This is a genomic window from Rhodococcus sp. 5G237, from assembly GCF_053764735.1.
Genome location: NZ_JBSNCD010000005.1, coordinates 451866 through 467048 on the forward strand (window position 1 = coordinate 451866; position 15183 = coordinate 467048).

The 15183-nt window shown below is 69.1% G+C and carries 17 protein-coding genes; 6 read left to right on the forward strand and 11 right to left on the reverse strand.

All coding sequences use genetic code 11. The annotated features are described in order from the left end of the window. Positions 1–30 precede the first annotated feature (30 nt). The 3 genes from dapF to ACWPOC_RS14420 are packed head-to-tail and all read right to left on the reverse strand — an operon-like array spanning position 31 to position 2580. Entirely contained in the window at positions 31–897 is an 867-nt protein-coding gene (dapF, locus tag ACWPOC_RS14410; RefSeq protein ID WP_455408879.1) for a diaminopimelate epimerase, read from the reverse strand. Positions 898–907: 10 nt separating this feature from the next. Continuing rightward, a complete protein-coding gene (gene miaA, locus ACWPOC_RS14415) occupies positions 908–1870 on the reverse strand; it encodes a tRNA (adenosine(37)-N6)-dimethylallyltransferase MiaA (protein WP_455408880.1) in 963 nt (320 codons plus the stop codon). After that, the gene (locus ACWPOC_RS14420) at positions 1867–2580 is read right to left on the reverse strand and encodes a hypothetical protein (RefSeq protein WP_455408881.1); all 714 of its coding nucleotides are present in this window, start codon (positions 2578–2580) and stop codon (positions 1867–1869) included. The genes miaA and ACWPOC_RS14420 overlap by 4 nt, the downstream gene beginning before the upstream one ends. A gap of 149 nt (positions 2581–2729) precedes the next feature. Here ACWPOC_RS14420 and ACWPOC_RS14425 point away from each other — a divergent pair, with 149 nt between their 5' ends. Then, positions 2730–4142, forward strand: a complete 1413-nt coding sequence (locus ACWPOC_RS14425; protein WP_455408882.1) for a DUF349 domain-containing protein — start codon at positions 2730–2732, stop codon at positions 4140–4142. Between the two features lie 76 nt (positions 4143–4218). Here ACWPOC_RS14425 and ACWPOC_RS14430 read toward each other — a convergent pair whose 3' ends face one another. Then, a complete protein-coding gene (locus ACWPOC_RS14430; protein ID WP_455408883.1) occupies positions 4219–4812 on the reverse strand; it encodes an Rv2732c family membrane protein in 594 nt (197 codons plus the stop codon). After that, on the reverse strand, positions 4800–6329 hold the full coding sequence (gene miaB / locus ACWPOC_RS14435) for a tRNA (N6-isopentenyl adenosine(37)-C2)-methylthiotransferase MiaB (protein ID WP_455408884.1): 1530 nt from the start codon (positions 6327–6329) through the stop codon (positions 4800–4802). The genes ACWPOC_RS14430 and miaB overlap by 13 nt, the downstream gene beginning before the upstream one ends. A gap of 225 nt (positions 6330–6554) precedes the next feature. On the opposite strand from miaB, the gene gluA reads away from it, so the two are divergent. From gluA to ACWPOC_RS14455, 4 genes are all read left to right on the forward strand, one after another. Then, positions 6555–7283 carry a glutamate ABC transporter ATP-binding protein GluA gene (gene gluA, locus ACWPOC_RS14440; RefSeq protein WP_172414951.1) on the forward strand — a complete coding sequence of 243 codons (729 nt, stop codon included), beginning with the start codon at positions 6555–6557 and terminating at the stop codon, positions 7281–7283. 69 nt (positions 7284–7352) lie between these two features. Next, positions 7353–8186, forward strand: a complete 834-nt coding sequence (locus tag ACWPOC_RS14445; RefSeq protein ID WP_120282322.1) for a glutamate ABC transporter substrate-binding protein — start codon at positions 7353–7355, stop codon at positions 8184–8186. A 126-nt stretch (positions 8187–8312) separates the two neighbouring features. Then, positions 8313–8993: an amino acid ABC transporter permease gene (locus ACWPOC_RS14450; protein WP_006551296.1), complete on the forward strand. Its 681-nt coding sequence runs from the start codon at positions 8313–8315 to the stop codon at positions 8991–8993. Further along, positions 8990–9898, forward strand: coding sequence for an amino acid ABC transporter permease (locus ACWPOC_RS14455; RefSeq protein WP_455408885.1), 909 nt, complete (start codon positions 8990–8992; stop codon positions 9896–9898). The genes ACWPOC_RS14450 and ACWPOC_RS14455 overlap by 4 nt, the downstream gene beginning before the upstream one ends. Positions 9899–9931: 33 nt before the next feature. Here ACWPOC_RS14455 and recX read toward each other — a convergent pair whose 3' ends face one another. The 6 genes from recX to ACWPOC_RS14485 form a co-directional block, all read right to left on the reverse strand. After that, entirely contained in the window at positions 9932–10549 is a 618-nt protein-coding gene (recX, locus tag ACWPOC_RS14460) for a recombination regulator RecX (RefSeq protein ID WP_455408886.1), read from the reverse strand. A gap of 101 nt (positions 10550–10650) precedes the next feature. After that, positions 10651–11694: a recombinase RecA gene (gene recA, locus ACWPOC_RS14465; protein WP_059381245.1), complete on the reverse strand. Its 1044-nt coding sequence runs from the start codon at positions 11692–11694 to the stop codon at positions 10651–10653. 252 nt (positions 11695–11946) lie between these two features. Continuing rightward, a complete protein-coding gene (locus tag ACWPOC_RS14470) occupies positions 11947–12141 on the reverse strand; it encodes a DUF3046 domain-containing protein (protein WP_006551291.1) in 195 nt (64 codons plus the stop codon). 37 nt (positions 12142–12178) lie between these two features. Continuing rightward, on the reverse strand, positions 12179–13324 hold the full coding sequence (locus tag ACWPOC_RS14475) for a glycosyltransferase (protein WP_183070806.1): 1146 nt from the start codon (positions 13322–13324) through the stop codon (positions 12179–12181). Positions 13325–13411: 87 nt separating this feature from the next. Continuing rightward, positions 13412–14131 carry a PIG-L deacetylase family protein gene (locus ACWPOC_RS14480; protein WP_455408887.1) on the reverse strand — a complete coding sequence of 240 codons (720 nt, stop codon included), beginning with the start codon at positions 14129–14131 and terminating at the stop codon, positions 13412–13414. A 16-nt stretch (positions 14132–14147) separates the two neighbouring features. Then, positions 14148–14321 (reverse strand): hypothetical protein, encoded by a 174-nt coding sequence (locus tag ACWPOC_RS14485; protein WP_006551287.1) that lies wholly within the window; start codon positions 14319–14321, stop codon positions 14148–14150. A gap of 249 nt (positions 14322–14570) precedes the next feature. Here ACWPOC_RS14485 and ACWPOC_RS14490 point away from each other — a divergent pair, with 249 nt between their 5' ends. Next, a complete protein-coding gene (locus ACWPOC_RS14490; RefSeq protein ID WP_120282318.1) occupies positions 14571–15167 on the forward strand; it encodes a biotin transporter BioY in 597 nt (198 codons plus the stop codon). The last annotated feature ends 16 nt before the right edge of the window (positions 15168–15183 follow it).

Sequence of the window (15183 nt, forward strand, 5' to 3'; positions counted from 1 at the left end):
GTTCGCGCCGACCGGGCCGAGCGGTGCCGATCAGTTCGGCGCCGACCACCAGGTGTCGTCGAGTTCACCCGTCGCGACCAGCACCGACGGCCCGCGCAGCCAGGCGCGACCGTCCTCGATGCGTACCTCGACCGAGCCGCCGGGGATTCGCACCCGCACCGCGCCGTCGGATGCGCCGTCGAAGCGCAGGGCCGCAGCGGCCGCGGCCACCGTGCCGGTTCCGCACGAGCGGGTCTCCCCCACGCCGCGTTCGTGGACGCGCATGTGGACCGTCCCGGCCGCGATCGGGGTCAGGAACTCGATGTTGACCCCGTGCGGGAAGAAGCCCGGGTCGAAGCCGGGCGAGGTGAGGTCGAGACCGGCAAGACTCGTGTCGTTCAGGTGCGGGTCCACGCACGCGAGGTGCGGGTTGCCGACGTCGATGCCGATGCCCGGATAGACCCGCCCGTCGATGGTCGCCGCCGACTCGCCGAGGGTGCGCACCGTCCCCATGTCCACGGTCACCTCGCCGAGGACCGGTCCGGCCTCGTGCACGGTGACGGGCTTGCCTCCCGCCCGGCTGCCGACGACGAACTCGCGGCGGTCCTCGAGTCCGTGCGCGGTGAGATAGTGCGCGAACACCCGCACACCGTTGCCGCACATCTCGGCGATGGATCCGTCGCCGTTGCGGTAGTCCATGAACCAGTCGTCGGCGTCGGTGCCCTCGGGCAGTGCTTCGAGCACACCGGCCGACACCAGCGCACCGGCCCGCGCCACGCGGAGCACACCGTCGGCACCGAGCCCGCGGCGCCGGTCGCACAGGGCGGCGATCCGGCCTGCGTCGAGGTCCAGGCGCGCGTCGGGGTCGGGAAGGATCACGAAGTCGTTCTCGGTTCCGTGCCCTTTGCTGAACTCCATGCGCGCTACCTTATCGGGCTGGTGAGGCCGGTGATGTGCGTGCGTCCTGTACGGCCCGCCGGGCGACGTCGAGCAGGTGGGGGTCGGCGCCGTCGAGCCAGTGGATGCGCGGGTCGCGGCGGAACCACGAGCGTTGTCGTCGCACGTAGCGGCGGGTCCCGATGAACGTCCGCTCGCGTGCGTGGTCGAGGTCGTACTCCCCATCGATGTACGCGAGCACCTGCGCGTAGCCGATCGCGCGACGTGCGGTGACACCCTCGTGCAGGCCGACCTCGAGGAGACCGTGCACCTCGTCGACGAGGCCGCGTTCGAACATCAGGTCGGTGCGCCGCGCGATGCGGTCGTCGAGTTCGGCGGTGTCGCGGTCGACGCCCAGGATCACGGTGCCCCAGCGAGGCTCACCGATCGTCGGCTGCGACGCCGCGAACGGTTGCCCGGTCAGTTCGACGACCTCGAGCGCGCGGACCATGCGGCGGCCGTCGGTGGGCAGGATCGTCGCCGCGGCGGCGGGATCGGCGCTCTGCAGCGCCCGGTGGACCGCTGCGAGCCCCTCGGTCTCGAGGACCGCCTCCCACTTGGCGCGGACCTGCGGATCCGTCGCCGGGAACTGCCATTCGTCGAGCAGTGCCTGTACGTACATCATCGATCCGCCGACGACGATCGGGAGACGACCGCGCCCGAGGATCGCCTCGACGTCGGCGATCGCGGCCTGCTGGTAGCGGGCGACCGTCGCGGTCTCGGTGACGTCGAGGACGTCGAGCTGATGGTGCGGGATCCCGCGACGCTCGTCCGGTGCCAGCTTGGCCGTCCCGATGTCCATCCCGCGGTACTGCTGCATCGCGTCGATGTTGACGATCTCGCCATCGAGCGCCTCGGCGAGGTCCAGTCCGAGATCGGACTTGCCCGTGGCGGTGGGGCCCACCACCGCGATCGGTACGAGCGTGTCGGCGGGGCCGGTGATTCCTGCGCTCACGGTGTCCAGATTCCCACGTGGTAGCCCACGCCGTAGGGCGCGGCGGAGTAGGTGACGGACGCCGAACGCGGGCGCGCGCCGAGGGTGGCCGCCAGGACGTGCCAGGCGGCGCGTCCGGTCAGCTTGATGTCCGAACACAGCTCGGGGTCGAGTGTCGCGAGCGCCTCCGGATCGCCCGCGCAGAGCGCCGCGGCCAGGGCCGCCTCGACCTCCTCCGAACGCGGATCGTAGGCGCCGGGCGCCTTGGCCGTGAGGGTCGTCGCTCCGTCCGCGACGACGAGCAACGCTCGCGGCCGATCGTCGCGGTCGAGTTCCGCACGCAGGTCGCGGCCGAGATCGGCGCAGTGGGCGGCGGCGGCGTCGGCGGCCACCACGTGGGTCGTCACACGGGTGCCGGGTGCCGTGCGGTCGCGGATCCAGCCCGCCACCAGAGCGGTCAACGCGAGCGCGGGATCGGGTTCGCCGGCGGCCTCGGGACCGAGCTGGACCGTGACGTCGACACCGAAGCCGAGGAAGGACCCGCGCGCGGTGGGGGGAACGGTCTGCTCGGCCGTCTCGGCTCCCACGACCACCCATTCCGTGGCACCGGACAGGCTGCGACCGACCTCGAGAACCGCCTCGCGCAGATCGTCGGTCTCGGACGCGGCGAGACCGGTCAGCTCGGGCACGAGCAGCGGTGGGGACGGCACGAACGCCGCGGCGGTCAACACATCGGCAACCGTAGTCCACCGGACCCGGCGCCCTGCATCGACACGACCTGTTTCAATAGTGGGCGGACACGATCGCGGAGCCCCGGGATCGACCGGCGGTAGACCCATGCGACCAGGCAGCCGTGCCGCGCGGCAGAGATGAGGTATCGATGAGCGACCCGAACGCACAGGACCGAACCGGCGAGTCGACGCAGGAGCGGACCCCGCGTCCCGGTCCCGCCACACCCCGAGCCCATGCTGCGACGCCCGGCCCTGCGGGCCGAGAGAACGGCAGTTCCACCGCAGCACCCCCGAAGCCGCATCCCGTCGCGGCCCAGACGCACCCCCACGTCCCGGCGGTGCCCGCGAGCGATCCGAGTCGGTTCGGACGCGTCGACGAGGACGGCACCGCATGGGTCCGCACGAGCGAGGGCGAGCGGTGCATCGGATCGTGGCAGGCAGGCGACGCCGCCGAGGGCCTCGCGCACTTCGGACGCCGTTACGACGATCTCGCCACCGAGGTGGCGATCCTCGAGACCCGGTTGACCTCCGGCACCGCCGACGTGAAGAAGACCCGCGCGGCCGCCGAGGCACTGGCCGAGTCGCTGCCGACCGCCGCCGTCATCGGTGATCTCGATGCGCTCGCCACCCGGCTCACCGCGATCATCGAGCACTCCGAGGAGGCCGCGGCTCTCGCCAAGCAGGAGAAGGAGCGTCGGCGCGCCGAGAGCACGGCCCGCAAGGAGGCCCTCGCGGCCGAGGCCGAGACGATCGCCGCCGAATCCACCCAGTGGAAGGCTGCGGGCGACCGGCTGCGCGAGATCCTCGAGGAGTGGAAGACCATCCGCGGGGTCGACCGGAAGGTCGACGACGTGTTGTGGCGTCGCTACTCGAAGGCACGCGAGGCGTTCAACCGGCGTCGCGGGGCCCACTTCGCCGAACTCGACCGCGAGCGCGCCGCGGCGAAGAGCCGCAAGGAAGAACTCGTCGCCCGGGCGGAGGAGCTGCAGAACTCCACCGACTGGGGTGCCACCGCCGCGGCCTTCCGCGACCTGCTCGGCGAGTGGAAGGCCGCCGGACGGGCACCGAAGGACGCCGACGACCAGCTGTGGAAGCGATTCAAGGGCGCCCAGGACGTCTTCTTCGCCGCACGCAACGCCGCGAACGCCGAGCGCGACGCCGAGTTCGAGGAGAACGCCCGCGCGAAGGAGGCCCTGCTCGAAGCGGCCTCCTCGATCGACCCGTCGGCCGATCTCGAAGGTGCCCGGGCGCGCCTGCGCGAGCTGCAGGACCAGTGGGAGGCGATCGGCAAGGTGCCGCGCGAGCGCATGCACGACCTCGAGGGTCGTCTGCGGGCCATCGAGAAGAAGGTGCGCGAGGCCGCGGACTCCGAGTGGCGCCGCACCGATCCCGAGGCCCTCGCCCGTGCGGCCCAGTTCCGTGAGCGGGTGCGCCAGTTCGAGGAGCAGGCCGCCAAGGCGACCGCCGCCGGCCGGGCGAAGGAGGCCGAGAAGGCTCTCGCCCAGGCCGCGCAGTGGCGCGAGTGGGCCGACGCGGCCGAAGGTGCCGTCGGCGAGCGCTGACCCCCGCGACATCCGAGACGGACGATCCCCCTCTCCCGATCGGGAGAGGGGGATCGTCGTGTTCGTGCCGGAGGCGTCAGGCGTCGGGGTCGTCGCGCATCAGGCGGGGCCGTTCGTGCTGGGCTGCGACCTTCCGCAACTCGGCCTCGGCCTCGAGCTGGGCCGAGGTCCGCGCCCACACCACGCGGGCCCAGTGGAAGACGATCACCATGACGGCGAACCAGCCGATGACGAGACCGAATCCCGGTCCCGCGGCGGACGACTCGACGGGCAGGGTCTGGCGCGACCAGATCGCGAGCATGCCGAAGACGATGGTCACCGCCGATCCGGCCAGGGACACCCACGCGAGCGCCCACTTGCGGGTGACGAGCGCGAGGATCGAGCCCAGCCCGGCGAAGACCACTGCGAAGCCGACGAACAGCCGCGACGGCAGACCGATCTCCTCGGTGGTCGCGTCCGGGGCGAAGGACAGCACCTCCCACCCGTTCGCGGATCCGGCGTGGGGCAGGCTGAAGGTCGCCAGCAGGATCAGGACGGAGATCGCGACGAACATCGCCCGGGCGCCCGGGTCGATGTCGCTCGCCACCTTCCGTTCGGCGGCTTCGAGTTCGGCGCGTACGTCACCCGTCGCGTGGTGATCGTGCGGCTTGTCGGTGGTCATGCGTTGCATCCCATCTGAGGCGGCAGCGGGTCGGGGACGCCGATGCTCGGCAGTCCGAGTCCGACACCGATCGGCGGTGTCTTGGGCAGCCGGCCCTGTTCGAAGTGGTCGCCCGCACGTGTACGGCGGTGCGTGAGGATCGGGGTGTCCGCGACGAGGTGGTGCGGCGCGGCGTCGCTGACGACGATCGTGATGACGTCGCCGGGACGCACCGCGGTGTCGATCGCACCCTCGGGACGGAAGTGGACGAGGCGGCCGTCGCGGGCCCGCCCGCTCATCCGGGCGGTCTCGGCGTTCTTGCGGCCCTCCCCCGCGGCGACGAGCAGTTCGACCTCGGTTCCGACGAGCTTGCGGTTCTCCTCGAGGGTGATGCGTTCCTGCAGCGCGATCAGGCGCTCGTAACGTTCCTGCACCACGGCCTTGGGGAGCTGACCGTCCATGTCGGCAGCGGGCGTGCCGGGGCGCTTCGAGTACTGGAAGGTGAACGCGCTGGTGAACCGTGCCTTCTCGACGACCTCGAGGGTCTGCTGGAAGTCCTCCTCGGTTTCGCCGGGGAAGCCGACGATGATGTCGGTGGTGATCGCGGCGTGCGGCATCGCGGCACGGACCCGCTCGATGATGCCCAGGAAGCGTTCCTTGCGGTACGAGCGGCGCATGGCGCGCAGGATCCGGTCGCTGCCGGACTGCAGCGGCATGTGCAGCTGCGGGCACACGTTGGGGGTCTGCGCCATCGCGTCGATGACGTCGTCGGTGAACTCCGCCGGATGCGGGGACGTGAAGCGCACCCGCTCGAGGCCCTCGATGTCGCCGCACGCGCGCAGCAGCGACGCGAAGGCGCCCCGGTCGCGGGGCTGCTCCGGATCGGCGAAGGACCGGCCGTAGGAGTTGACGTTCTGGCCGAGCAGTGTCACCTCGAGCACGCCCTCGTCGACGAGCGCCTGCACCTCGGCGAGGATGTCGCCCGGGCGCCGGTCGACCTCCTTGCCGCGCAGCGACGGCACGATGCAGAAGGTGCACGTGTTGTTGCAGCCGACGGAGATCGACACCCATCCGGCGTACGACGACTCGCGCTTGGCGGGCAGCGTCGAGGGGAACGCCTCGAGGGCGTCGAGGATCTCGACCTCGGCACGGCGGTTGTGCCGCGCGCGTTCGAGCAGTGCGGGGAGATTGCCGATGTTGTGCGTGCCGAAGACCACGTCGACCCAGGGCGCCTTCTTGACGACCGTGTCGCGGTCCTTCTGGGCGAGGCAGCCTCCGACGGCGATCTGCATGTCGGGGTTGTCGTCCTTGACCGGACGCAGATGACTCAGATTGCCGTACAGCTTGTTGTCGGCGTTCTCCCGCACCGCACAGGTGTTGAAGACCACCAGATCGGGTGACGCGCCGGGCCCGGCCTTGGTGAAGCCGGCGTCCTCCAACAACCCCGACAGACGCTCGGAGTCGTGTACGTTCATCTGGCAGCCGTAGGTGCGGACCTCGTAGGTCCGGGCACCGGTGCGGGGGGCTTCTTCGTCGATCAGTGACACGTCTCAGGGTATCTCACCTCGACCGGTCTCCTTTCCACGCGCTGTCCCCATGAGCCCCGTCGACGTGTCGGTCACCGCTCGTGCCGTAAGAATCCCGTGACGCGTGCACCGAAGGTGTCCCGAAATGCGAAGTCTCGGGCGTCGGACGGCATAGGGTCTGCAGATATGACATCAGCGGCAGCCGGAACGGATCGTCCGTCCGAGAAGTCGGACACCAGCTCGTCCATGATCTCCATGAACGGGGTGAACAAGCACTTCGGATCCCTGCACGTATTGCAGGACATCAACCTTGAGATCCCACGAGGGCAGGTCGTCATCGTCGTCGGCCCGTCCGGTTCGGGGAAATCGACCCTCTGCCGCACCATCAACCGGCTCGAACCGATCGACACGGGCGAGATCCACGTCGACGGCACCCTGCTGCCGGAGGAGGGCCGGGCGTTGGCCCGCCTGCGCGCGGACGTCGGCATGGTGTTCCAGTCGTTCAACCTCTTCGCCCACAAGACGATCCTCCAGAACGTCATGCTCGGCCCCTCGAAGGTGCGCAAGATCAAGAAGGAACAGGCCCGCGAGTCGGCGATGGCGCTGCTCGACCGCGTCGGGATCGCCAACCAGGCCGACAAGTACCCGGCGCAGCTGTCGGGCGGCCAGCAGCAGCGCGTGGCGATCGCACGCGCGCTCGCGATGAACCCCAAGGTCATGCTGTTCGACGAGCCCACCTCCGCCCTCGACCCCGAGATGGTCCAGGAGGTCCTCGACGTGATGACCTCCCTCGCGAAGGAGGGCATGACGATGGTCGTGGTCACGCACGAGATGGGATTCGCCCGCAAGGCCGGCGACCGCGTTCTGTTCATGGCCGACGGTCGCATCGTCGAGGACACCGATCCCGAGACCTTCTTCACCGCACCGAAATCCGATCGCGCCAAGGACTTCCTCGGCAAGATCCTCAGTCACTGACCTGATTCCCGCATCCGACGGGCCGCCCGGCCCGTCGGACGTAGTTCCGAACCGCACCGGAGGTATTCGATGAAATTGTCCCGCTCCATCCGCCTGGGCATCGGCGCCGTCGCCGTGGCAGTGGTCGCTACGGCGTGCGGTGGCGACGAGACGCGCAGTGTCTCGCAGTCCGCGGAGAACGGCACCCTGACGGTCGGTATCAAGTTCGACCAGCCGGGCCTGGGCCTGCGCAACCCGGACGGTTCGTTCAGCGGGTTCGACGTCGAGGTCGCCAAGTATGTCGCCGGTCAGCTCGGTGTCTCGGAGGAGAACATCGAGTTCAAGGAAGCTCCGTCCGCTCAGCGCGAGACCCTCATCCAGAACGGTGAGGTCGACTACATCGTCGCGACCTACTCGATCACCGATTCCCGCAAGGAGAAGGTGGACTTCGCCGGTCCGTACTTCATCGCGGGCCAGTCGCTCCTCGTGCGCGCGGACGACACCGAGATCACCGGACCCGACTCGCTCAACGGCGGCAAGCGCCTGTGCTCGGTGGCGGGTTCGACCCCGGCCCAGAACGTGAAGGACAATTACGCGCAGGACGTCCAGCTCCAGGAGTTCGACACCTACTCGCTGTGTGTCGAGGCGCTGCGCAACGGCGCGGTCGACGCGGTGACCACCGACGACATCATCCTCGCCGGTTACGCCGCGCAGAGCCCGGGCGACTTCAAGGTCGTCGGTGAGCCGTTCACCACCGAGCGCTACGGCATCGGTCTCGCCAAGGGTGACGACGAGTCGCGCAACGCGATCAACGACGCGATCGAGGAGATGATCGCCAGCGGTGCGTGGGAGGCCGCATTCCAGGAGACGGTCGGCGCCTCGGGTTACGAGCTGCCCGAGCAGCCCGAGGTCGATCGCTACTGAGTGTCGATCTCTACCGAGCACGGGCCAGTCCCGTCCTGTCGGCCGGTGCGGCCGGTCCGTGAGATCTCACGGACCGGCCGGACCGTTCCGGACACCCACCCCGTCCCCTCGATCCCGGAGTGACCTGTGGATCTGTTGAGCAAGTACAGCAGTCAGCTACTCGACGCGTTCTGGACCACGATCCAGTTGACCGTCATCTCGGCGATCGGCGCTCTGATCCTCGGAACGATCCTTGCTGCGATGCGCGTGTCTCCCATCCCCGTGGCGCGTGCCGTCGGCGCCGCCTACGTGACGATCTTCCGTAACACCCCGCTGACCCTGATCATCATCTTCTGTCTGTTCGGTCTGTCCCAGACGCTCGGCATCAAGCTGGCATCCGAGTCGTCGCCGACCTTCCTGGTGGACAACAACTTCCGGCTCGCCGTGCTCGGTCTGAGCGTCTACACGGCGGCCTTCGTGTGTGAGTCGCTCCGCTCGGGCATCAACACGGTCTCGCTCGGACAGTCGGAGGCCGGCCGCTCGCTGGGTCTGACCTTCAGCCAGAATCTGCGCCTGATCGTCCTCCCCCAGGCGTTCCGCGCGGTCATCGCCCCGCTCGGTTCGGTGCTCATCGCGTTGACCAAGAACTCGACGATCGCCTCCGTCATCGGCGTGTCCGAGGCCTCGCTGCTGATGAAGACGATGATCGAGAACGAAGCGGCCATCTTCGTCGTCGGTGGCATCTTCGCGCTCGGGTTCGTCATCCTCACCCTTCCCACCGGCCTGCTCTTCGGCCGGCTCAGCAAGCGATACGAGGTCGCCCGATGAGTGCACACGGAACCGTTCTCTACGACGCACCCGGGCCCCGCGCCAAGGCGCTCTACCGGATCCTGTCGGTGGTCGTGGTCGCACTCCTCGTCCTCGTCGGTTGGATCGTCTACCGCGCGCTCGACGCCAACGGGCAGCTGACGGCCGCCAAGTGGGAGCCGTTCATCGAATCGTCCAGCTGGACCACCTATCTGCTGCCCGGCATCCGCGGCACGATCATCGCGGCCGTCGCGTCGATCGTGCTGGCACTGGTCCTCGGCACGGTGCTCGGCATCGCCCGTCTGTCCGATCACCGATGGGTCCGCGGGATCGCCGGCACGATCGTCGAGTTGTTCCGCGCCGTCCCGGTGCTGATCCTGATGATCTTCGCCTACCAGGTGTTCGCCGAGTACCGAGTCTTCAAGTCCGAGTACCTCGCGCTCGCTGCGGTCATCACCGGCCTGACCCTGTACAACGGATCGGTCATCGCGGAGATCGTGCGAGCGGGCATCAGGTCGCTCCCGCGCGGCCAGAGCGAGGCCGCCTACGCCATCGGCATGCGGAAGAACCAGCTCATGCGGCTGATCCTGCTGCCGCAGGCCGTGACGGTCATGCTCCCGGCGATCGTGTCGCAGATGGTGATCGCGCTCAAGGACTCCGCGCTCGGCTACCTCATCGGCTATGTCGAAGTGGTGCGTTCCGGACAGCAGCTCGGCGCGTTCTTCCAGAACTACCTGCCGTCGCTGCTGGTGGTCGCGGCGATCATGATCATCCTCAACAGCGCGCTGACGCAGTTCGCGATCTGGCTCGAGAAGCGCCTGCGATCCGGAAAACGCAAGAAGGGTGCCGTGCCGGCCGAGGAGCCGCAGACGATGCCCACGATGTCGGTGCCCGGCCTGGACATGACCGGGGAGGGACGCAAGTAGTGCGCCCGACCGTCGAGGTCCGGACGTAATGTTTCAGTCGTGCGGGAGGTCGCTCGCGTCGGCACCGAAGGTCGCGAGTTCCTCCCGCACGACGTCGAACGCCATCCCCTGCGCGTAACCGCGCCGGGCCAGCATTCCGACCAGTCGCCGTACCAACTTGTCGCGTTCGGCCGCGATCTCGCGCCGATCCCCTTCGGTGGGATGCGGCGGCTGGGTGCGGAGCTTCTTGCGGACCAGTTCGACCGCTCGTTCCCGTTCGTCGGCGGTGTCGATCTGTTCGAGGGCAGCCGCCGCGTCGTCGGCGTCGATTCCCTTGCGGCGCAGTTCGAGTGCGATTGCGCGCCTACCCTTCCCCGCGTGCAGATGCCGTGAACGTGCCCACTGGTTGGCGAAATCCGCGTCGTCGATCAACCCGACCTCGGTGAGACGGTCGAGGGCACGTTCGGCGACGTCGGGTGCGAATCCCTTCTGCTCGAGCTTCGTCGCGAGCTCGGATCGGCTGCGTGCCCGATCGGTCAGCAGACGGAGACAGACGTCCTTGGCCTGCGCTTCGGTGCCACCGCCGGGCAGTTCCTGCTCGGTGCGAGCCGAGCGCCGCCGTCCGCGTCGTTCGCGCCGTGCGTCGGGCCGTTGTTCCTCGGGGTCGTCCATGACGCGCACAGTAGCCGGACCCACCGACAGCGCGGCCGGGTGCAGATACGCCACGGGGCACGGACGACGTGCGTCCGTGCCCCGTGCGGTCTGGGCGGTGACTAGAAGTCGACCGGCTCCTCGACATCACTCGGATCGGTGAGAACGGCACCGATGCCGAGCTTCTCCTTGATCTTCTTCTCGATCTCGTCGCGCACATCGGTGTTCTCGAGCAGGAACTTGCGGGCGTTCTCCTTGCCCTGCCCCAGCTGGTCGCCCTCGTAGGTGTACCAGGAGCCGGACTTACGGATGAAGCCCTGATCGACACCCATGTCGATGAGCGAGCCCTCCTTCGAGATGCCCTGGCCGTACAGGATGTCGAACTCGGCCTGCTTGAACGGAGGCGAGACCTTGTTCTTGACGACCTTCACGCGGGTGCGGTTGCCCACCGCGTCGCCGCCGTCCTTGAGCGTCTCGATCCGGCGCACGTCCAGACGCACGGAGGCGTAGAACTTCAGCGCCTTACCGCCCGTGGTGGTCTCGGGCGAGCCGAACATCACGCCGATCTTCTCGCGCAGCTGGTTGATGAAGATCGCGGTGGTGCCGGAGTTGTTGAGCGCACCGGTCATCTTGCGCAGTGCCTGGCTCATCAGGCGGGCCTGGAGACCGACGTGGCTGTCGCCCATCTCGCCCTCGATCTCGGCGCGGGGCACGAGCGCCGCGACCGAGTCGATGACGATGATGTCGAGCGCACCCGAGCGGATGAGCATGTCGGCGATCTCGAGGGCCTGCTCCCCGGTGTCGGGCTGGGACACGAGCAGGGCGTCGGTGTCGACACCGAGCTTGCGCGCGTAGTCCGGATCGAGGGCGTGCTCGGCGTCGATGAACGCCGCGATGCCGCCGGCGGCCTGCGCGTTGGCGACGGCGTGGAGGGCCACCGTCGTCTTACCCGAGGATTCCGGGCCGTAGATCTCGATGACGCGCCCGCGCGGCAGGCCGCCGATACCGAGAGCCACGTCGAGTGCGATCGACCCGGTGGGAATGACTGCGATGGGCGGACGGACGTCCTCGCCCAGGCGCATCACCGAGCCCTTACCGAAGCTCTTGTCGATCTGCGCGAGGGCGAGCTCGAGCGCCTTCTCGCGGTCGTGAGCCTGTGCTGCCATCTTGGTCCCCTTAATAGAATCTCGTCCTTGTTGTCGACGACGTTAGAACCCGGCACCGACAAGTTCGCTGTCGCGACCGCGGAAACGCCGTATCTGTGGATGGAATCACCACCTGTGGACAACCCACCCGGCGTTCCCAGCATAGCCGAACACGTGTTCGAAAGCCGGTCGCTTCGTGTACGCGAAGAATGGTCGCATCCCCGTCGGACAGAAAATCGATTCGGCGCGTGACACTCCCGGCCGGTCCCGTGACTACCGCCGTACGGGCGGGACGTCGAACTCGTCGCAGAGCGCGCGCCACACCTCCCGGGGCTCCTGTCCCGCCTCGATCGCCTCGGCCGCCGTCCGTCCACCGAGCGAGAGCAGCACGTGATCGCGCAGCAGGGCATCGCCGTGCATCTGTCCGAACTCGTCCCGGACCACCTCGTAGAACTCCGTCAACCGCACCCCGACCACGGTAGTCGCGCGTGCTGCGCCGCGACAGTCAGTCCGCTGCGGCCTCGCACACCGCGACCGGATCCTCCACGTCGCCGGCACCGTCGGCGGCCGCACGAGCCGCTGCGGCGAAGTCCGGGGACGACAGCACGGTGTCGATCGCGGAGCGGACCGCAGCCGCGTCGAGCGGACGCACCACCACCGCACTCCCCTGCCGTGCGGCGCGGTTCGCCAGCTCCCACTGGTCGCCACCCCCGGGCACGATCACCGCCGGAACCCCCGCACTCAGCGTCTTGGCGAGCATCCCGTGCCCACCCCCGCACACGACGACATCGGCCTGCCGGAGCAGGACGTCCTGCCGGCCGCGACCCGAGACGGCCCAGCTCGGGAGCGACTGCTGCGGGGGGTCGAGCATCGTCGCGGCGACCCGCATCCCGGCCCCGTCGAGTGCGTCGCAGACCGTCTCGACCATCCCGGTCACGCCGGTGACCGCGGTCGACGGCGCGACCATCACGACAGGTCCGTCACCCGGCGGCGGATCGAGGATCTCCGCGGTGGGTTCCCACAGCAGTGGACCGACGACATGCGCGTGCCCGGGCCAGTCGGGACGGGGCACCTCGAGTGCCGGCAGGGTGGCGATCAGCCGGGCCCGGGGCCCGGGATCGCGCGCCGGCAGACCGATTCCGACACGTGCGGCAGAACGCTCGCGCTCCCCCTGCCGCAACGATCTCGCGGTCATCGCACGCAACGCGGCGTCCCTCAACCGGCCCCGCACACCCGTGCCCACATCGAGACCGCTCCCGATCGGTGGAAGCCCGCGCGAGGGCAGGTACAACGGATGCGGCGAGAGCTCGACCCACGGGATCCCCAGTCGCTCGGCGGCCATCCCTCCGCCGGCGGTGAGCACGTCCGCCACGACGAGGTCGGGTAGCAGGGCTCCGAGATCCGGGAGCATCTCGTTCGCGATGTGGGCGGCACGGGCGTGGATCTTCGCCCCCGCGTCGCCGTCGTCGTCCCCGAGCCGGGGTGCGAGCCCCTTCAATTCTGCGAACGTCACACCGGGCAGCTCGAGGCCGAGCCATCGTTCGCCCGTGAGGACGACCGCGTCGTGCCCGGCATCCGCGAGCCGCAGCGACAACGCGATCGCCGGAATCGCATGACCCGCATCGGGCCCGGCCACCACCGCCACTCGCACGCGCACAGCCTGCCACATCCCGCGCACGCGGGATCGGGCCTCCCGCGCACGCGGGACAGATGTCACAACACCGTCGTGGGACGTCCCCTATCCCGCGAAGGTGTACAGCTCGAATCCGGCGGCCCGAGCGGCCGGAAAGCCCGGCAGCGGTGCGGACGATCGCTCCACCTGCTCGCGGGCCTGCTCCTCGGCGCTCCTGTCGTCGAGGGCCTCGAGATAGCGGCGGTGCGCCGAGAGCGACTCGACCGCCACCTCGACGGTGTCGGTGACGTCCACCCCGTGGGTCGGAGACGTCGTATTGACCGCCACCCACCGCACCCCGGGCCAGGCTTCGAGACCGGCCTCCGCGAGTTCCGGGAAGATCCACTCGTTGGCAGCGTCGGCAACGGCATCGAACACGGCCAGCCCGACCGCACGGTGGTCCGCGCTGTTGAGGATGCCGGGGAACCAGGTGAGCCCGAAGTTCCCGGTCACCACCATCTCGGGTCGGTGTCTGCGGATGCTCGCCGCGATGTCGCGTCGCAGATCGAGGCCGGCGACGATGTGCCCGTCGCGGTGGCCGAGGAACTCCACCGAGTCCACGCCGACGATCCGCGCGGATTCGCGTTCCTCCGCCTCCCGCAGCGGGCCGCACTCCTCGGGGTCGAGCCCGGCGATCCCGGCCTCCCCGCTCGTCGCGAGGACGTAGCGCACCTGTTTGCCCTGCCGGGTCCATCTGGCCACGGCCGCGGCGGCACCGTATTCGATGTCGTCGGGGTGCGCGGCGATCACGAGTCCGTCCTGCCAGTCCTCCGGTACCGCCTCCACAGCTGCCCCCTTCGTCCTACAGACGTGTCAGGTCGTGCTTGTCACCTCCCGATACTGCCTTGTACAGCAGGTATCCGCCGAAGATCACGGCGCCGAGTACGAGAAAGCCGAACAGGTTGTCGAGCAGGGCGCCGAGGACGGCGAGACCGACCCACACCACCGCGACGATTCCTACGATCTTCCAGAACATTGGGTACTCCCACCCTCGATGCCGACCTCTTCCGTGCCGGACTCCGTTTGCTCGGTACGCCTCGATCCTGACAGCTCGAGTGGAGAAAAACAGCAGGTCAGCGCAGATATCAGGGAAAGATCAGGGGACACCCGGAGACGCACCCCGGGTGTGGCCCACGGGCACCCGGAGGTGGGTCGGTGACCCGCGGCACGCCGGTACGGCTTAGGCTCTACGGGTTCACCGTCCATACCGGAAGGCTGAGTAATCGTGTCCACGTCCCGCCGTATCCCCGCGCGCGACCTCGCGCAGATCGCCGTCTTCGCCGCCCTGATCATCGCCCTGGGACTGCCCGGTCAGATCAGCATCGGATCGTCCGGCGTGCCCATCACGTTGCAGACCCTCGGCGTGATGCTCGCGGGTGCACTGCTCGGCGCACGCAAGGGTGTCCTGTCGGTGCTCACCGTGATCGTGCTGGGACTGGCGCTGCCCGTACTCGCCGGCGGGCGCACGACCCTCACCTCGCTGGCCGGTCCCACGGTGGGCTTCCTCATCGGCTGGGTCCCTGCCGTCGCCGTGATCGGCTGGCTGAGCATGAAGATGCTGCCGCGCTACCGCACGTTGCCCGGTGTGGCCGTCAACGTCCTGGGTGGCATCGTCGTTCTCTACGCCTTCGGTATCGCGGGCATGGTCCTGCGCACGGATCTCACGGTGTGGGCCGCCGCCGCTGCCAACGTCACCTTCCTGCCGGGCGATCTCGCCAAGGCGGTCGTCGCCGCAGCGGTCGCCGCCCAGGTGCACCGCGCCTACCCCGCACTGGCGGCACCGCGCATCGTGCCCCGCCCCGCTGCGGATCCCGCGCACTGACGCCGCCGCCCGACCG

What these genes read in the sequence shown, in the direction of transcription:
- ACWPOC_RS14425 (WP_455408882.1), top strand. Translation starts at nt 2,730, where the DNA reads ATGAGCGACCCGAACGCACAGGACCGAACCGGCGAGTCGACGCAGGAG.
- ACWPOC_RS14430 (WP_455408883.1), bottom strand. Translation starts at nt 4,812, where the DNA reads ATGCAACGCATGACCACCGACAAGCCGCACGATCACCACGCGACGGGT.
- gluA (WP_172414951.1), top strand. Translation starts at nt 6,555, where the DNA reads ATGATCTCCATGAACGGGGTGAACAAGCACTTCGGATCCCTGCACGTA.
- recA (WP_059381245.1), bottom strand. Translation starts at nt 11,694, where the DNA reads ATGGCAGCACAGGCTCACGACCGCGAGAAGGCGCTCGAGCTCGCCCTC.
- ACWPOC_RS14455 (WP_455408885.1), top strand. Translation starts at nt 8,990, where the DNA reads ATGAGTGCACACGGAACCGTTCTCTACGACGCACCCGGGCCCCGCGCC.
- dapF (WP_455408879.1), bottom strand. Translation starts at nt 897, where the DNA reads ATGGAGTTCAGCAAAGGGCACGGAACCGAGAACGACTTCGTGATCCTT.
- ACWPOC_RS14485 (WP_006551287.1), bottom strand. Translation starts at nt 14,321, where the DNA reads ATGTTCTGGAAGATCGTAGGAATCGTCGCGGTGGTGTGGGTCGGTCTC.
- ACWPOC_RS14445 (WP_120282322.1), top strand. Translation starts at nt 7,353, where the DNA reads ATGAAATTGTCCCGCTCCATCCGCCTGGGCATCGGCGCCGTCGCCGTG.
- recX (WP_455408886.1), bottom strand. Translation starts at nt 10,549, where the DNA reads ATGGACGACCCCGAGGAACAACGGCCCGACGCACGGCGCGAACGACGC.